The sequence below is a fragment of the Kitasatospora albolonga genome (assembly GCA_002082585.1).
GTDB lineage: Bacteria > Actinomycetota > Actinomycetes > Streptomycetales > Streptomycetaceae > Streptomyces > Streptomyces stephensoniae.
Window position 1 is genome coordinate 5,906,517 of the sequence record CP020563.1, and the last position, 16,921, is coordinate 5,923,437.

General features: G+C 73.3%; 9 protein-coding genes and 2 pseudogenes. 6 read left to right on the top strand and 5 right to left on the bottom strand.

Annotation, left to right across the window (positions count from 1 at the left end; all coding sequences use genetic code 11):
- Positions 1–1,747: 1,747 nt before the first annotated feature.
- The 4 genes from B7C62_26295 to B7C62_26310 form a co-directional block, all read right to left on the bottom strand.
- Positions 1,748–2,248 (bottom strand): hypothetical protein, encoded by a 501-nt coding sequence (locus tag B7C62_26295; GenBank protein ARF75368.1) that lies wholly within the window; start codon positions 2,246–2,248, stop codon positions 1,748–1,750.
- Positions 2,245–2,685 (bottom strand): phage tail protein, encoded by a 441-nt coding sequence (locus B7C62_26300; GenBank protein ID ARF75369.1) that lies wholly within the window; start codon positions 2,683–2,685, stop codon positions 2,245–2,247. The genes B7C62_26295 and B7C62_26300 overlap by 4 nt, the downstream gene beginning before the upstream one ends.
- 53 nt (positions 2,686–2,738) lie before the next feature.
- The gene (locus B7C62_26305) at positions 2,739–4,280 is read right to left on the bottom strand and encodes a phage tail protein (GenBank protein ID ARF75370.1); all 1,542 of its coding nucleotides are present in this window, start codon (positions 4,278–4,280) and stop codon (positions 2,739–2,741) included.
- Between the two features lie 869 nt (positions 4,281–5,149).
- Positions 5,150–6,571, bottom strand: coding sequence for a hydrolytic protein (locus B7C62_26310; protein ID ARF75371.1), 1,422 nt, complete (start codon positions 6,569–6,571; stop codon positions 5,150–5,152).
- 235 nt (positions 6,572–6,806) lie between these two features.
- Between B7C62_26310 and B7C62_26315 the strand changes: the two genes are divergently transcribed.
- From B7C62_26315 to B7C62_26340, 6 genes and pseudogenes are all read left to right on the top strand, one after another.
- Positions 6,807–7,535, top strand: a complete 729-nt coding sequence (locus B7C62_26315; GenBank protein ARF75372.1) for a helix-turn-helix transcriptional regulator — start codon at positions 6,807–6,809, stop codon at positions 7,533–7,535.
- A 239-nt stretch (positions 7,536–7,774) separates the two neighbouring features.
- On the top strand, positions 7,775–11,071 hold the full coding sequence (locus B7C62_26320; protein ID ARF75373.1) for a hypothetical protein: 3,297 nt from the start codon (positions 7,775–7,777) through the stop codon (positions 11,069–11,071).
- The gene (locus tag B7C62_26325) at positions 11,068–11,778 is read left to right on the top strand and encodes a hypothetical protein (protein ARF75374.1); all 711 of its coding nucleotides are present in this window, start codon (positions 11,068–11,070) and stop codon (positions 11,776–11,778) included. Before B7C62_26320 ends, B7C62_26325 begins: the two co-directional genes overlap by 4 nt.
- Positions 11,775–14,012 (top strand): ATPase, encoded by a 2,238-nt coding sequence (locus B7C62_26330; GenBank protein ARF75375.1) that lies wholly within the window; start codon positions 11,775–11,777, stop codon positions 14,010–14,012. Before B7C62_26325 ends, B7C62_26330 begins: the two co-directional genes overlap by 4 nt.
- Positions 14,013–14,050: 38 nt before the next feature.
- A pseudogene (locus tag B7C62_26335) lies at positions 14,051–14,239 on the top strand (hypothetical protein).
- Between the two features lie 70 nt (positions 14,240–14,309).
- Positions 14,310–15,641: pseudogene (locus B7C62_26340) on the top strand (diguanylate phosphodiesterase).
- Between the two features lie 12 nt (positions 15,642–15,653).
- On the opposite strand, the gene B7C62_26345 reads toward B7C62_26340, so the two are convergent.
- Positions 15,654–16,910, bottom strand: coding sequence for an arginine deiminase (locus B7C62_26345; protein ARF75376.1), 1,257 nt, complete (start codon positions 16,908–16,910; stop codon positions 15,654–15,656).
- Between the last annotated feature and the right edge of the window lie 11 nt (positions 16,911–16,921).

Sequence of the window (16,921 nt, forward strand, 5' to 3'; positions counted from 1 at the left end):
GCGAGGTGAGCGGCGTACCGATCCCGCCTCGCGTACGGGCACGGGGGGCGGCCGGGTCGGCGGGCTGCGGGGGCTCGGGGGTGCCGGGGCGCTCCGTCCGGTGCGGCGCGGTGGCGGGAGCCTTCTGGAGGGGGAGCGGTGTTGATCCCGAACCCGACCCCGAACCCGAACCCGAACCCGGTGCCGGTGTTGCCTGCTGACGGCCTGATGCCTTGGGCGTCTTCGGAGCAGACGCAGGCGCAGACGTACGCGCAGGCTCAGACGCTGAGGCCGCCGCCGCTCCTGCCTCCGAGGTCGGGCGCTGGATGACCGGCATGACCGTCGCCTCCTGCCCTTCAGGGGCGGCGGGCGCGGGCTGCCCCTGCCCCGGAGGGCCGGAAGGGATGGCCCCGGAGGGCAGCTCGCGCAGGGGCTTGCCCAGGGCGGGCCGTACGACCTCGGCAGCGGGAGCCGTGCCTCGGCCCGGGCTCTCCTGCCGCGCGGGGGAGGAGGCCCGCTGCTCGCTCCGCTGCACGGTGTCAGGGCCGGGAGTGCCGGAAGTGCCGGAAGCGTCGGACGTGCTGTGAGCGGTCGGTGCGGTCGGTGCGGCCGGTGTGGAAGAAGGGGCAGGCGGCAGGCCGGTGATCTGCCGCAGCCGCACCGCCGGGCGCCGGGCGACGGTCAGGGGCGGTGCCGTCCGCCGGGGACGTACAGCGGCGGGCCGCGCACGCTGCACCGAGGCCGAAGAAGTCGAGGGAGCCGAAGAAGCCGAAGCGACCGGGGGAGCCGAAGCGGCCGAAGCAGCCGAAGAAGTCGACGCGGTTGAAGGCGCCGCCTCCGTGGCCGGGGCAGCCCCGGAGGAAGCCGGAGAGCCCGAAGGAGCCGCGGCCGTACCGGGGTTCGCCTTGCGCTGTACGGTCGGCGGGGTCGCCGCCCCCGTACCGGAAGCAGCCGCAGTGCCCGAGCCGGACGTGGAAGCCGTGCCCCGCCCCCGTACCGTCTTCGGTGCCGTACTGCCCGACCGCTGGACCGAGGCACTCCGCCCCGGCGCCCGCGCGCCCGCGCGGCCCGCCGCCGCAGCGGGCAGATCCCTCGCGGGCTCGGCAGCCCCCGTGGTCCCCGGGGCCTCCGTCTCGCCCTCGGCCCCCGTCCGGGCGGCCCGCAGCAGCAGCGGTCCCCCGGGGGAGGCCGAGCGGGCGGCGCCCGGACGGGCCACGCCGTGGATGAGGCCCACGGGGGCGGACGGCAGTACGGCGTGGCCGAGTTCGCCGCCGAACGTGGGGTTCTGCCAGGAGGCGAGCTGGGACCGGAACCGCAGTCCGTCGCTCACCCCGATCGAGGACCGGGCGACGGTCACCGTGGGCGGGGCGACCTGCCGCCACCCACCGTCCCAGCCGCCGGAACCGCCGGAGCCCTCCGGCCCACCGTCCGTGACGGCGGCCCCGGCCTCCGGCGCCGTACCGCCGCCCGCACCGGCACCCGTACCCATGCCCGTACCGCCATCGGTACCGGCACCGGAAGCGCCACCGGCACCGGAAGCGGTGCCCTCCCGCGAGGCCGTGCCGGGCCCTTGCCTGTCCGTTCGGCGCAGCCAGTTCCCGAGCCCCACACGATCACCCGCCTTCGTTGACGCGGGTGTTGATCCGCGCTATCTCCCGCACCCACTGCTGACGTTCAGCGTGGGTGAGGTCGAGAATGTCCTCACGCTGCCAATGGAAGTGGTAGGCGACGTACGCGATCTCCTCCCGCAACCGGGGAAGCGCGTACGTCACGATTCCCCCAGGCGCCCACCCGAGAGGTCCACCTCGAACGAGCCGTGGCAGAGCGGGCAGGTCACCGCCGCGTGGGTGTGGCCCTCGCTGTTGATCCGGCGGTAGAAGTCCTGGAGGAACGCCACGTCCGTGGCGTACATCCGCTCCACGACCCCCGCGTGCACATCGGTGACCGTGCCGAGCCGGGTGATGACCTGGCTCAGCAGCACCACGGACAGATACGCCGGGTTCTCCTTCACCCGCAGGTCGATCTGCGGGCGCAGTTCGTCCCGGGCCGTGGCGAGCCGCATGGTGCCCTGCCGGTGCACCTGGCCCTCGTCGTCCACGTACCCGCGCGGCAGCTCGAAGGCGAACTCCGTCTGCAACGTGTCCCGTTCACGGGGACGGGCGGGGGCGGGAGCGGGCGCGGAGGTCTCCTCGCGCGCGGCGGGCGCCGCGGCGAGGTTGTCCAGGACCTCTTCGAGGCCGTTGCCCGGCGAAACGGTCCGGCGCCTCATTCGACCACGATCTCCTCGAAGGTGATGGTCACCGTCTCGGTCGCCGCGCTGGACTCGCCGGCCTTGAGGGAGGGGCCCTCCCACTTGGAGGCCCAGCCCTGCATCAGCTGGATGCGCCGGACGGTCTCACCGGTCGAGTCCTTGATCTCGATCGTGAGGTTCTGGCGCGCGGTGTCGACGGCCCCGTTGTTGAGCGTCTCCTTGATCCAGGTGGTGAACTCGCTGCTCTGGTCGAGCCCGCGGGTGATCGTCACCTCGCCCGCCTGGCGCGCGCCCGGCTGCTTGCGGATGATCTGCTTGCCCTCGGCGGTCACCTGGCGGACCTCGACGACTTCTTCCTCGACGGTCAGACCGCTGATCTCCTGGATGGACTCCACGAGATAGCCGCCGAGCTGCACGCCGAATACGTGGGTGGAAAGAGCGTCGCCCTCTGCCATGACTGTGTGTCACCTGTTCCGATTGAAGTGATGAGAAGGGAGGACCGCGAAGGTCACTCGTCGACGAGGCTGGTGCTGTCGGAGAACTGCGAGAGCCGGAAGACCACGAACTCCGCGGGCTTCACCGGGGCCACGCCGATCTCGCAGACGACCTGGCCGAGGTCGATCGACTCCTGCGGGTTGTTGCTCCGGTCGCAGCGGACGTAGAACGCCTCCTCGGCCGTGCGGCCGAACAGGGCCCCGCGGCGCCACTCCTCGGTGAGGAAGGCGGTGACATTGCGCCGGATGCTCGACCAGAGGCGGTCGTCGTTCGGCTCGAAGACCACCCACTGGGTGCCCAGGAGGATGGACTCCTCCAGGTAGTTGAAGAGGCGGCGCACGTTGAGGTAGCGCCAGGCCGGGTCGGAGGAGAGGGTACGGGCGCCCCAGATGCGGATGCCCCGGCCGGGGAAGGCCCGTACGCAGTTGACGCCGATCGGGTTCAGCAGGTCCTGCTCGCCCTTGCTGAGCCGGATCTCCAGGTCGACCGCGCCCCGGATGACCTCGTTGGCGGGCGCCTTGTGCACCCCGCGCTCACCGTCGCTGCGCGCCCAGACACCGGCCACGTGACCGCTCGGCGGGACCAGGGAGTTGCGGCCGCTCGCCGGGTCGAAGACCTTGACCCAGGGGTAGTAGAGGGTGGCGTAGCGCGAGTCGTAACCGGCCTCGTCGTTGCGCCAGGTGCGGACCTGCTGGGCGTTGAGACCCGGCGGGGTGTCCAGGACGGCGACCCGGTCGCCCATCTGCTCGCAGTGCGAGATGACCGCCAGCTGGACGGCCTTGACGCCCTCGGCGTCGATCTCGCCGCGCTGGAAGGCGCTCATCAGGTCCGGGACCGCGACCATGGTGATCTCGTCGATCGACTCGAGGCCGGAGAAGCCCGTGCGGGCGGCGGCGTCACCGACGTACTCGGCCGCGTCGAGGCGCGCCACGCCGGAACCGGGGGCGGGCGCGGCCGGGGCGAGGGCGACGGTCTGCTTCTCGGGGCGGCTCTGGGCCGTGCCGGGCTGCTCGGCGATCTGGACCAGCTTGGAGTCGCGGGCCTGGGTGACCAGGTAGCCCTTGACGTTCTTGCGGGTGGAGACGTCGTACGTCTCCACGACCTTGCCGCCCTGGCGGACCAGCAGTTTGAAGCGGTCCTCCGGGGGGTTCTCGCCCTCGGGATCGGCGATCTCGACGGAGAGGTCGCCGCTCGTACCGGACTTGGCGGAGATGAGGAAGCCGCCGAGCGCGGTGGGCGCCGGGGCCTGGCCGACGGCGCCGGGCGCCGTGGCGCCGGACGCGCCCTGGGCGGGGCCGCCGATGCGCACGATGTAGGCCGCGCCGCCGCCGTTGGCGAAGAAGCCGTAGACGGCGTGCGTGAGGTAGGTGTCGGCGGTGAAGGTGCCGAAGGTCTGGACGTACTGGTCCCAGTTGGTCACCAGCGTCGGCTGGTGGAAGGGGCCTGTCTCGGCGAAGCCGACGAAGGCTGCGACCGCGGTGCCGACTCCCTCGATGGGCCGCGCTCCGGACTGCACCTCCTCCACGTATACACCGGGGGTGAGGTACGACGGCATGCTCGCTCCTTCGGGGTGGTCACTCGTTCACCGGTCAGTCTTGCCCGGTGGGGAAGGCGGGGAGTAGGTCCGGAAGTCCTGGGCGCGGGGCAAGGTCGCTGCCTTCCCGGGCACCCGTCCGGCGGGGAACGCTGCCCTCGGCGGACGGGGCCGTGCTGCTCGCCGCATTCACGATGCGCGCGGAGCGGCGGGTACCGGGCGGATACCGGGTATTCCGGCGGCAGAAGGGCGGCAGAAGTGAGGCCGAAGTGAAGGGAAGGAGAACGGCGGGTTACGGAAGAGTTTCCTCTTCCGGTCCGGCGTCTCCCGGCACCCCTTACCGCCTCCCGCTCACTTCCGGCCCCGCGTTCCGACCGGCTTCCCGTTCCGCTTCCGGATCGGCTTCCCGTCCGGGTTCCCGCGCGGCTTCCGGATGGGGCTCCGGTCCGTGTCGCGGTGTGTTCGGTATCTCTTTTCCGCAGTGAACCCCGTACGGCCGAAAAACGTACGGGGGCCGCCCGAGAACCACAGCGGAGTGACGGGATTCGGCCAGAATGCGCCAAGAAGGTGCGGTGTTCCGGCCGGGTTCCGCCGAGGTAAACGGGCAGCCGGAGCTTCCGATCGGGCATCCGCCGGATGCCGTCAGAGCGTCAGGAGGGGCCCTGAGCAGGCCCGTTCGTGCCGTAGCCCGGCGGAACCGGATATTCTTCCGGTGTCGTCGGCGTCGCGGCTGACCGAATTGGTGTAGACCTTTGGCGTATTCAGGAAGTTGAATCCGCCACCGTCCGGCACGCCGGGTTTCCCCAGGGGCCGGGTTTCTGCTGTTGTCGTCACCGACAGGTCGTCACCGGCAGGCGGGGCGCGGCGTATCGCGTCGCCGTTTCCGTGTTCTACGGTGCGAGATCGCTCAGTACACCGCTGACGTTAACCACCTGATGGCAGCCTGACGCCTGCGTTCCGGTCGCCGGAGTGCCGGGCTTGGCACAGGTGACGGCGGCGGTGACCGTGGCGTTCTCCGGAATCTGAATGGGGGTGACCCAGTGATAGTCCTGGTTGCGGAAGGTTTCCAGCGCGATGGTGGTGATCTTCCGCTCTCCGAAGGAGATGGTCAGCACTCCCTCGTCGCCCTGGAAGTTCGCCACCACGAGGTCCGTGATCCCGAACACCTTGCCCGCCGGAACCTGGTACGTCCCCTCGTTGTCGGTCCCGGTCTCGGTCTCCACGTCGATCGTCGCGGAACTCTGCTGGGTGCCCCCGGCCCCCGTACCGCCAGGACCGGAGCCCGTCCCCCCTGTCCCCGGACCGGTGCCGGAGCCCCCGGTGGCGCCGGGTGCGGCCGACCCGTCCGGGTTGGTGCCCTGCCCCTGGCCTCCCGCGGGGTTGTCCGGGCCGCCCGGCGTTGCCGAACCCTGCTGTTGTTCGCCGCGGGCGGCCTCCTCCTCCGCCGCCTCGGTCACGGCCTGCTTCGCGGTGCTCTGCACGGCGGGGCGGACCAGCGCGAACCAGGCGAGCAGCAGCGCCAGCAGCGCGGCCAGCACGATCAGCAACCACTTGGGCAGCACCGGCAGTTGGAGGAACTCACCGGGGACCGGCTCCGGCTGTACGAGCTCGACGGGAGCGGTCTCGGACCGTACGGGTTCGGTCCGGGCGGGCTCCTGCCGTACGGGCTTTCCGCCCCCGGCCTCCCCGCTCTCCGTGCCGCCGGACTCCGTGGTGGTGTCCGTGGCGGCCGGGGCGGTCTCGGTGGCCGCCACCTCGAACGGCCAGGTGACCGGCTCGCCGAACCAGATCAGCTTGCCCGCACGGACCTTGAGCCGTACCTCGGCCGACTCGCCCGGCTCCAGCCGCCGTCGGTCCGGAGCGAAGCCCAGCCGCAGCTCCTCCCCGGCCTGCTTGCCGGTAAGGGCGACATCGACCGGGGTGTTCCCCTTGTTCTGTACGGCGGTACGGAAGCGGGCGCCCCGCCAGCCCCTGCGGCGGCGCGGCTCCAGCTCGGTGCGCAGCTCGTGGAACGGCTCGACGGTGACCGTGCTCTCCGGGACCACCACCGACTCCGGGTGCTCCGCGGGCAGGACGCGGACGGCCAGCGGGGTCTCGCCCGCCCTGACCTCGTGGGAGCGGGGCGGGGCGAAGGTGAGCGTCACCGTCTCGGAGGTGCCCGGGTAGAGCGACACGCGGGCCGGCTCGACGGTGCTCCACGCGGCGCAGTCACCGACGACTTCGAGCGTGTACGCCTCGACGATGTCGCTGTCGTTGCGCACCGTCAGGGTCGTCGTGGCGGTACCGCCCGGCGACACCGTCACCGCGGGCATTTCGAGTTCGGCAGATGTGGTCACCCTGCGACGGTAAGCCGCCCGGCCCGCCGCGCAGCAGGGTCGCGAGGGCAACGAGCGGGCAGGGCGGATGCCCCGAGCGCACACCGGCCCGGTGGCCCCGAGGACCCGCCCCGGGCCCGCGCCCCCTGCCGAAGGCCGGTGCGGTCGGGAGCGGAGAAGGGCTAGAGAAGACATATCGGTCGGCAGAACCTGAGGAAGACGGCGCGGAACGATGACGACAGCAGAGACCAAGAGCAGAACGACGGCGGAGCACCGCCAGTACCGCAGGCCCGGCGCGGCGCAGCGCACCGCGCGGCCCACACCGGGAGCGGGGTCCGGCGGCAGGGTCACCGTGGCGGTGTACGCGGAGGACCTGATCCTCCAGACCGGCATGGTCCACCAGCTGCGGATGCGCCCGGAGATAGAACTGATACCGGAGGCCGAGGCGGACCGGGCGCAGGTCTCCCTGGTGGTGGTGGACATGGTGGACGAGGCCACCGTCCAGCTCCTGCACCGCCTCCAGCGCAACACCTCCACCCGCACCGGACTGGTGGTCGGCTTCTTCGAGTCGGGTGCCCTCCAGACGATGATCGAGTGCGGGGTCGCCGCCGTGCTGCGGCGCGGCGAGGCCGACCAGGACCGGCTGATCCACCTGGTCACGGCGATGGCCAACGGCGAGGGCGTCCTCCCGGGCGATCTGCTCGGCAAGCTCCTCGACCATGTCAGCAGCCTCCAGCGGACGGTCCTGGACCCCCGGGGGCTCACCCTCTCCACCCTCACGGCACGCGAGGCGGAGATGATCCGGCTGGTGTCGGAGGGCTTCGACACTTCGGAGATCGCGCAGAAGACCTCGTACTCCGAACGCACCGTCAAGAACGTGCTGCACGAGGTCGCGACCCGGCTCGAACTGCGCAACCGCGCCCACGCCGTGGGCTATGCGATGCGGCACGGGCTGATCTGACGGTCTCCCGTCGAACCGGCCGCCCCTGCCCGCCGGTTCGGCCGGGCTGTCCCCTGCCCGCCGAACCGGCCTTTCCCCGAAGGGCTGATCCCGAAGGACGTTCCCGGCCGGGCGGGGGCGGGGCGCCGCAAAGGGCAGCGGCTCCTTCCCCCGCTCCGGGTACTCGGGGCCTGTCTTCCTGACCCGCGCGAGCGCGATGCTCGACGGTGGAGCGTCATCAACAGACTGTGAGGTGGGCCGTGACCGGCACTGCTGGCCCGGCGAAGCATTCCCGGTGGAGCCGACTGGCGGGCGCGGTGGTGCTGTTGGCGCCGCTGCTGGTCGTCGGTTCCGCCTCCGCCCCGCACGGGGCGCCGAGGCCCGACCCGGCGGCGGCAGCCGTCGCGGACCCGGCGGAGGCGGGGCGGATCGCGTTCGCCGGTACGGAGCACCGCAGCCTCGGCCGGGTCGCCGACCCGCAGGCCACCGAGCCGCTGTTCGGCTCCACCGGCCCGGTCCACTACGACGAGGACCCCTCCGCACGCGGCGAGGTACTCGTCTTCACCAGCCTCCGCGACAGCGTGCGCCCCCAGGTGTACGTGCGCGACGCGGACGGGACCGTACGCAGGCTCACCACCGACCGGGACGCCGCCAACCCCGAACTCTCCCCGGACGGGCGGACGGTGGTCTTCGACTCCGCCGAGCCCGGCGGCCCCGGCGGAGGCACCCAGCGCGACCTGTGGGCGGTCGGCATCGACGGCTCGGACCTGCGGCGGCTCTCGGACACCCCCGACAACGAGGAGTCCCCGACCTTCTCCCCGGACGGCACCCGGATCGCGTACGCCTGCGACGGCGACACCTCACGCGGCTGGCAGATATACGAACAGGCCCTCACGGGCGGCGAGCGGACCCGGATCAGCGACGGCCCGCCCGGGGACGCGGTCGACCCGTCCTGGAACCCGGTGGACGACGACACCCGCCGCAGCCGGGTCGCGTACACCCACGTCACCGACCCCGACCCCGAGAAGGGCAACCGGCTCCGCGTCACCGAGGGCATCGGCACCGACCGGCCGCTGCTGGCCGGGGCCCACGCCGAATGGGGCAGCCACTCCGTCAGCTGGCTGCCGGACGGGGACGGCGTCCTCTTCCTCAGCCCCTTCCACGTCTGCGGCTGCGACGACTTCGACCACGTCTACCGGGTGACCGCGTTCACCGACGAGACCCCGCAGCAGCTGCTCACCGAGGACCGGAAGGTCGCCTCGCCCACCTGGCTCGGCCCCGGCGGCTCCGGCGGTGTCGTCGTCGCCCGGATCACCGCCGAGGCCGCGAACGTCGTCACGCTCCAGGACGTACGCCAGGACGGCTCCGACCCCCGCGACCTCGGGCTCACCATCCTCCGCGAGGACCCGGCGGCCCGCACCAACACCGATCCCGCGCAGGACCCCCTCTTCAACCCGGCGGCCGGGTACGACCCGTGGACCGAGCGGCAGAACTACACCCCCGACGGCCGGCGCATCGTCGTGACCCGCTTCGAGGGCCCGGCCGACGCGCGTATCCAGCGCATCTGGATGGTCGACGCCGACGGCACCGATGCGCAGCCCCTGCCGCTCGCCGGACGCGGTGACCGGGACCGGGACACCGACCCCACCTTCTCGCCCGACGGCACCAAGCTGGCCTTCACCCGGACCTCGCCCGGCGGTGCCGGAGAGCCGGCCGGACCGGGCCGCATCCTCATCGCCGACGTGGCCACCGGCGAGATCCTGGACGAGGTCCGCCCGCCCGAGGGCGAACAGCAGGGCAGCGACGCCCAGCCGACCTGGTCCTCCGACGGCCTCAACCTCGCCTTTACCCGCACCCATGTGATCAACGGCCACGGCGGCAACAAGCACATCTGGGTCGTCCCGGTGGACCGGCTCGACCAGCAGCGCGACCTCAGCTCCACCATCTGCTACGGCGACTGCGAAGTCATCGACGACAGCCCGGCGTTCTCCCCCGACGGTACGCGGGTGGCCTTCAACCGCAAGGACGGCGGCGGCCGACTCAACGAACGGGCAGGCATCCTGATCAAGCCCCTGCGCGGCGGCGGCTGCCGGGTCGTGCTCCCCTCCTCCCAGCGGGAGAACCCGGACGGCTGCGAGCAGGAGATCCCCGACACCACCGGCACCGGCCCCTTCCAGCCCCGCGATGTGGCCTGGTCCCCGGACGGCAGCCGGATCGTGCTGACCTCCCGCCGGGAGCTCGCCCCGAACTCGATGGAGCAGCTCTCCGTCCTCGACCTCGCCTCCGGCGAGCTGGCGCCCCTCGACAACACGCACGCCGGACGGCAGAAGGAGCCGAGCTACCAGCAGTCGGTCGACCTCGCCGTCACCGCCCCGCCCACCGGGCCCGCCGTGGAGGTCGGCTCCTCCGTCGAGGTGAAGGTCACGGTGGTCAACCACGGCCCCTCGCCCTCGCCCGGCACCCTGTTCACGGCCGACGCCCCGCCCGGCGTACGGCTGGAGGAGCTGACCACCGACGCCGGTCCGTGCGGGGCGGGTTCGCCCCAGTGCGACCTGGGCACCGTCCCGCCCGGCGCGAGCGTGGAGATCACCGCCAAGCTGACCGGGGTGACGCGGGGCGACCAGCCGGTCGGCTGGTCCGTCACCGGCGCCGTGCTCGACCCGAACCCGACGGACAACGCCACCGGCACACTCGTACCGGTCCAGGACGTGCCCCCGCCGAGCCCGACCCCCACACCGCCGACCCCGTCACCCACGCCTCCGACCCCCAGCCCCACGCCTCCCACGCAGAGCCCCACCCCGACCCCGGCGCCTCCCACCCCCACCCCCACGACCACCGCGCCCACCCCGCCCCGGCCCCCCGCCGCCCGCCCGCCCGTCGCGCGGCCCCCGGCCCCCCTGCCGCCCGCGCCCCTGGCCGGACCCGGAGTCGTGGTGCGGGCCCAGCCCAGCCCCGGCTACGTCGGCGGCAAGGTCGTCGTCACGTACACCGTGCGCAACGGCGACAACGCCACCGCCACCGGCCTGCGCCTCCGGCTCGGGCTGCCCGGGAACATCCCGGCGGGCCCGCTCCCGGCGGGCTGCGCGGCCGGGCGGTGCGCGCTGCCCGACCTGGCCCCCGGCGCCTCCACCGTCGTACGGGTCGTCCTCTCGCCGGACCGCGCGCTGCGCACGAGCATCACGGCGAGGCTCACCACGACCGGCACGGACGCGGACCGGAGCGACAACGTCTCCCGCATCCCGCTCCGTATCCTCCAGCCCCGCATCATCGCGGTGCCCGCCGTCGGCAAGCCCGGCTTCGTCACCTCGGTGCGCGGCAAGGACTTCCCGCCCGGGGCGCCCGTGAAGCTCCGCTGGAACCCGGGCATCACGGCCTCCGCCGTGCCGACCCTGCCGAACCCGGACGGCACGTTCATCGCCCAGCTGCTCATCCTGGCGAAGGACCAGACCGGACCGCGCACGATCACGGCCAGGGGGCCCGGCTTCAGCCCCGTGAAGACGGACTTCCTCGTGGTGGTCGGCACCATCACACCGCCGGACGAGGTGACCCGCCGATGATCCACGAAGTGGACGAAGGGCTGCGGCTGTTGCTGGCCGACGCGGGGCTCCAGGAGAACGGGGTCGACCTGGTCTTCGACGCGCCAACGAAGGACTGGTCGGCGCGGCGCAACGCCCCCACGATCAGCGTCTTCCTGCACGCCATCCGCGAGGACACGGGGCGGCGGCGGACCGGAACGGCCGAGGAGCACGACGAGAACGGCGTGGTCACCGCCTGGCGGACCCCGCCGCGCTGGTTCGAGCTGACCTACCTGGTCACCGCCTGGACCAACCGCCCGCAGGACGAACACCGCCTGCTCTCCGAGGTGTTGCGCTGCCTGGTGCGCACGGACGTGCTGCCCGCCCGGATGTACACGGGCAGCCTCGCCGAACTCGGCCTCACCGTGGAGCTGGAGGCGGCGGGCCCGCGCACCGACGGGCCGTCCGCGTCCGACGTGTGGTCCGCGCTCGGCGGCGAGCTGAAGGCCGCGATCGACCTGCGCGTCCTCGCCCCGCTCGCCGGGGAACGGGCCCCGGCGGGCCCGCCGGTCACCGAGGGCCTCGTCATGAAGGCCGCCCCCGCCGTGAACGGCACGGCCGCCGACGACCCGGGCCGCCGCCTGCGGTATGCGGAGGCGGCAGGCGACCTGGCGGCGGAGGGCTTCGCCGCCGAACGGGAACGGCAGCTGCCGCCCGGCCGCCGCAGGCGGGGGAGCGCGGCACGATGACGGTGACGGAGAACGGATCGGCCCGGGACGCGACTGACCGTGCGGCTACGGGGAACGTACCGGCCCCAAGCGCTGCCGACCGCGTGGCGACGGAGGACGCATCGGCCCGGGACGCCGCCGACCGCGCGGTGACCGACATCGAGGTGCTGTGGGAGCGGCTGGGCCGCGTCGAGCAGCGGGTCCGGCACGCGGTGGTGGACCGCCGCGCCACCGACCCGGAGCCGGACGACCCGTACCGGGGGCAGTACCTCACCCCCGAGGCGGCCGAACGCGTCCTGGAGTCGCGGGACGCTTTCGCCTCCGTACCCCTGCCGTCCTACGGTACGGAGCAACCGCCGTACGGTACGGAGTCGGCGCCCCCGGACAGTCGGCTCGCCCGACTGGCCGCCCGTTTCGGACTGGCGGAGCTCGATGTCGAGCTCCTGCTGATCGCGATGGCGCCGGACATCGACGCCCGGTTCGAGCGCCTCTACGGCTATCTCAACGACGACCTCACCCGCCGCCGCCCGACCGTCGGACTGGCGCTGGAGCTCTGCGGACTGCCCGCCGCGAGCTCCGGCCGCTTCCGGTTCCAGCCCTCCGCCCCGCTCGTCGCGGGCGGGCTGCTGGAGATCGGCGACCCCGAACGCCCGCTGCTCTCAAGGGCCTTGAGGGTCTCCGACCGGGTCACCGCCCATCTCCTCGGCGACGACGAGACCGACGGACGGCTGCGCGGCCTCGTCCATGTCCCCGCCTCCGACCCCGCCTCCGCCGACGGGTCGGACGAGCGCCCCGAGATCCGGCGCATCACCGCCGCGCTCGCCACGGGCAGCGGCCTGGTCCATCTGCTCGACCGGGGCGGCGACCCCTCGGGTCTGGCCGTCGACGCGCTCGTCACGGCGGGCCGCCGCCCGCTCGTCGTCGACATCGCGGCCCTCGCCGCGACCACCGAACAGGCCGAGCTCGTAAGGGCTTTGGCCGCCGAGGCCCGCCTCGGCCACGCGGGCGTCGTGCTCGGCCCGCTCGAAGCGCTCGCCCCCGAACGCCCCGAAGGCGCCCGCCTGCTGGCCGCCCTCTGCGCGGCGCTGAGCGGTACGCCCCTGATCGCGTACGGGAAGAAGAACTGGGACCCCCTGTGGACCCGGGACAGCCCGGTTCCGATCGCCGTCCGGCCCCCGGGCCCGGCGGGCGCGGCCCGGCAGTGGCGGCAGGCGCTCGCCGAGGCCGCCCGGGCGGTGGGCCTGCCGGACGCCCAGGGACCGGCCGACGACCACCTGATCGAGGCCACCGCCTCTTACCGCCTCGACTCCGAACAGCTGCGCAAGGCCGCCACCGTGGCCACCCGGCTGGCCGTCCTGGAGCAGCGCCCGGTCCACCCGGACGATCTGCGCACGGCGGTCCGCGCCCAGAACGGCGCCGGGCTCGAACGGCTCGCCCGCCGCATCGAACCCGCCGTCGGCTGGGACGACCTGGTGCTGCCCCCGGCCACCCGCACCCAGCTCACCGAACTCGCCCTCCGCGCCCGCCACCGCGAACAGGTCCTCGGCCAGTGGGGGATGCGGCCGGGCGGCGGCCGGGGGCGCGGGGTCATCGCGATGTTCGCGGGCGAGTCCGGCACCGGCAAGACCATGTCGGCCGAGGTCGTCGCCCGGGACCTGGGCATGGAGCTGTATGTCGTCGACCTCTCCACGGTGGTGGACAAGTACATCGGGGAGACCGAGAAGAACCTGGAGCGGATCTTCGTCGAGGCGTCCGACGTCAACGGCATCCTGCTCTTCGACGAGGCCGACGCGATCTTCGGCAAGCGCTCCCAGGTCAAGGACGCCCATGACAAGCACGCCAACATGGAGTCCGCGTACCTCCTCCAGCGCATGGAGTCCTTCGACGGCATCGCCGTGCTGACCACCAACCTCCGGGCCAACCTGGACGAGGCGTTCACCCGCCGCCTGGACGTGATCGCGGAGTTCCCGATGCCGGACGCCGAGCAGCGCCTCGCCCTCTGGGACCGCTGCCTGGGCACCTCCATCCCCCGCGATCCCGCGCTGGACCTGGCGTTCTGCGCGGACCGCTTCGAGCTGGCGGGCGGCTCGATCCGGGCCTGCGCGGTGACCGCCGCCTATCTCGCGGCGGAGTCGCGGGCGCCGCTGGCCATGGACCAGATCGTCACAGCGGTGCTCCAGGAGTACCGCAAGCTGGGCCGGCTGGTGCTGGAGAGCGAGTTCGGTCCGTGGCTGGCGAAGGAGCGGGGGCGGTAGGGGCCCCACGTGGCCCGCGACCACCGGGACCGGTGGCGATGTGTGGGCGGACGCCATCGCCGTACGCCGTCGCGGACGTGGGGCCCGGGTCGTCCCTGGCGGTCGGCGGATTCGGGCTCTGCGGTATCCCCGGCGTGCTGATCCACGCCCTGCCGGAGCGGGGCGCGGGCGGGCTGCGGGTGGTGTCCGACAACTGCGGGGTGGACGACCGGGGCCTCGGCCTCGTACGCGTGTAGCAGCGGGACGCACGCTCCCGCAACGGGTGGCGGCGCCCCCTTCCGGGCCGGGTTGTGGCGCGTACCGCTGCGGCTCGGCAGCCGCGTCATCGGTGTCCTGTACGCCGCCGACCGGGCACCCCGCGAGTTCACCGCTGGGGAGGTGGCGCTGCTCTCCTCGCTGGCCGACCACGCGGCCATCGCCATCGACGGGGCCCGGCTGCTGGAGGAGACCCGGGCCGCGCTCGTCGACCTCAACGCCGCCTCCGAGACCATCCGCACCCACAGCGAGGCGATGCGCCGCGCCGAGGAGGCCCACGACCAGCTCACCGACCTCGTGCTGCGCGGCGGCGGGGCCGACGACGTGGCCGCCGCCCTCGCCGAGATCCTGGACGGCGGCATCCTCATCCACGACGCGGACGGCGCCGAACTGGCCCGCGCCCGCACCGGACCGCAGCCCGCGCCCACCCCGGCGGTCGCCGCCTCCCGGGCCCGGGGCCGGGCCGTCCCGCTCAACGGCACCTGGGTCTGCGCGGTCCTCGCCGGACCCGAACTCCTCGGCTCGATCGCGCTCACCGGCCGGGCGGACCTCGCGGACGCCGACCGGCTGCTGTTCGAACGGGCCAGCGTGGTGACCGCGCTCCTGATGCTGCTGCGCCGCTCGGTCGCCGAGACGGAGGACCGGGTACGGGGTGAGCTCCTCGGCGACCTGCTCTCGCGCACCGGCGACCCGGGCACCCTGACCGCCAGGGCCCGCCGCCTCGGCGTCGACCTGGGCCGCCCGCACAGCGTGTTCGTGGCCCACGGCGAGGCGGCCCCGCGCCACCGCCTGCTGGCCGCCGCAGCCCGGAGCGCCCAGACCCGCGACGGCCTCGCCGGTCTCCACCACGACCACGTCGTCCTGGTGGCCCCCTCCGGCGCCCCCGGCCCCGAGGCCCAGGCGCTCGCCGCCGAACTGGGCCAGGCGGCCGGCTGCCCCGTCACCGTCGGCGCGGCGGGCCCCGCCTCCGGCCCGGCCGAACTCCCCGGCGCCCACGAGGAGGCGGCCCGCTGCCTCTCCGCCCTGCGCGCGCTCGGCCACACGGGGAGCGGCGGGGCCACAGCGGACCTGGGCTTCATCGGCGTACTCCTGGGCGACCAGGCCGACCTGGGCGGGTACGTACGCCGGACCCTCGGCCCGGTCCTGGACTACGACACGGCACGTTCCACGGACCTGGTCACCACCCTGGACGCGTACTACGCGCAGGGGGCGAGCCTCACCCGCACCAAGACCCTGCTCCATGTGCACGTGAACACCGTGGTGCAGCGGCTGGAACGCATCGGCCGCCTCCTCGGCCCGGACTGGAACGAGCCGCCGCGCACGCTGGAGATCCAACTGGCGCTGAGACTGCACCGCTTGACGCAGGGGCTGTAACCCTGGTTGCCGTCAGAACACCACCGCGTCCCGGATCAACGGGCAGGTCATGCAGTGCCCGCCGCCCCGCCCCCGCCCCAGCTCCGCGCCGACGATGGTGATGACCTCCACCCCGGCCCGCCGCAGCAGGGCGTTGGTCTGGGTGTTCCGGTCGTAGGTGAAGACGACCCCCGGCTCCAGCGCCACCGCGTTGTTGCCGCTGTCCCACTGCTGCCGCTCGGAGGCGTACACGTCCCCGCCCGTCTCGATCACCCGCAGCCGCGCCAGCCCCAGGGCGCGGGCCACGACCTCGGTGAACGGGGTGGAGCCCTCGTCGGTGATCTCGATCCCCGGCGCCCGGTCGGAGGGCCGCAGCGAGAACGTGTGGACGCCGTCCATGATGCGCGGGTACAGCGTCACGATGTCCCGGTCCGCGAAGGTGAACACGGTGTCCAGGTGCATCGCCGAACGCAGCTTCGGCATCCCGGCGACGATCACGTGTTCCGCCGCCCCCTGCGCGAACAGGGCCGCCGCGACCTGGGTGATGGCCTGCCGGGAGGTCCGCTCGCTCATGCCCATGAGGACGACGCCGTTGCCGACGGGCATGATGTCCCCGCCCTCGAAGGTGGCCCGCCCCCAGTCCTTCTCCGGGTCGCCCCACCAGACCGTGGACCCCCGGAAGTCGGGGTGGAAGGTGTAGATGGCCTTCATCAGCAGGGTCTCGTCGTGGCGGGCGGGCCAGTAGAGCGGGTTCAGCGTCACCCCGCCGTAGAGCCAGCAGGTCGTGTCACGGGTGTACAGGGTGTTGGGCAGCGGCGGCATCAGGTACTCCCGCCCGCCCGTCCCCTCCCGGGCCAGCCCCAGGTACGCCGAACGGAACGGGTCCGGCAGGTCGGCGGTGGCCAGCCCGCCGATCAGATGGTCGGCGAGCCGGCGCGGGGTGAGGGTGTCGAGGAAGGCGCGGGTGTCGTCGACCAGCCCGAGGCCCACCTCGTTCGCGTCGATCTTCCGGTCGAGCAGCCAGGACCGGGCCTCCGGGATCGCCATGGTGGCGGCGAGCAGCGCGTGCAGTTCGACCACCTCCACACCCCGTTCGGTGAGCTGGGTGACGAAGTCGGCGTGGTCGCGCTGGGCGTTCTCCACCCACATCACATCGTCGAACAGCAGATCGTCGGAGTTGGTGGGGGTCAGCCGCCGGTGGGCCATCCCGGGGGCGCACACCAGGACCTTGCGCAACCGCCCCACTTCGGAGTGGACGCCGAGGGCGGAGGCGGGGGAAGTGCTGGTCACGATGGGTCCTT

Bases quoted from the DNA above. Each gene is read 5' to 3' on its own strand.
- B7C62_26295 (ARF75368.1), bottom strand. From the start codon at position 2,248: ATGAGGCGCCGGACCGTTTCGCCGGGCAACGGCCTCGAAGAGGTCCTG.
- B7C62_26300 (ARF75369.1), bottom strand. From the start codon at position 2,685: ATGGCAGAGGGCGACGCTCTTTCCACCCACGTATTCGGCGTGCAGCTC.
- B7C62_26305 (ARF75370.1), bottom strand. From the start codon at position 4,280: ATGCCGTCGTACCTCACCCCCGGTGTATACGTGGAGGAGGTGCAGTCC.
- B7C62_26310 (ARF75371.1), bottom strand. From the start codon at position 6,571: ATGCCCGCGGTGACGGTGTCGCCGGGCGGTACCGCCACGACGACCCTG.
- B7C62_26315 (ARF75372.1), top strand. From the start codon at position 6,807: ATGACGACAGCAGAGACCAAGAGCAGAACGACGGCGGAGCACCGCCAG.
- B7C62_26325 (ARF75374.1), top strand. From the start codon at position 11,068: ATGATCCACGAAGTGGACGAAGGGCTGCGGCTGTTGCTGGCCGACGCG.
- B7C62_26330 (ARF75375.1), top strand. From the start codon at position 11,775: ATGACGGTGACGGAGAACGGATCGGCCCGGGACGCGACTGACCGTGCG.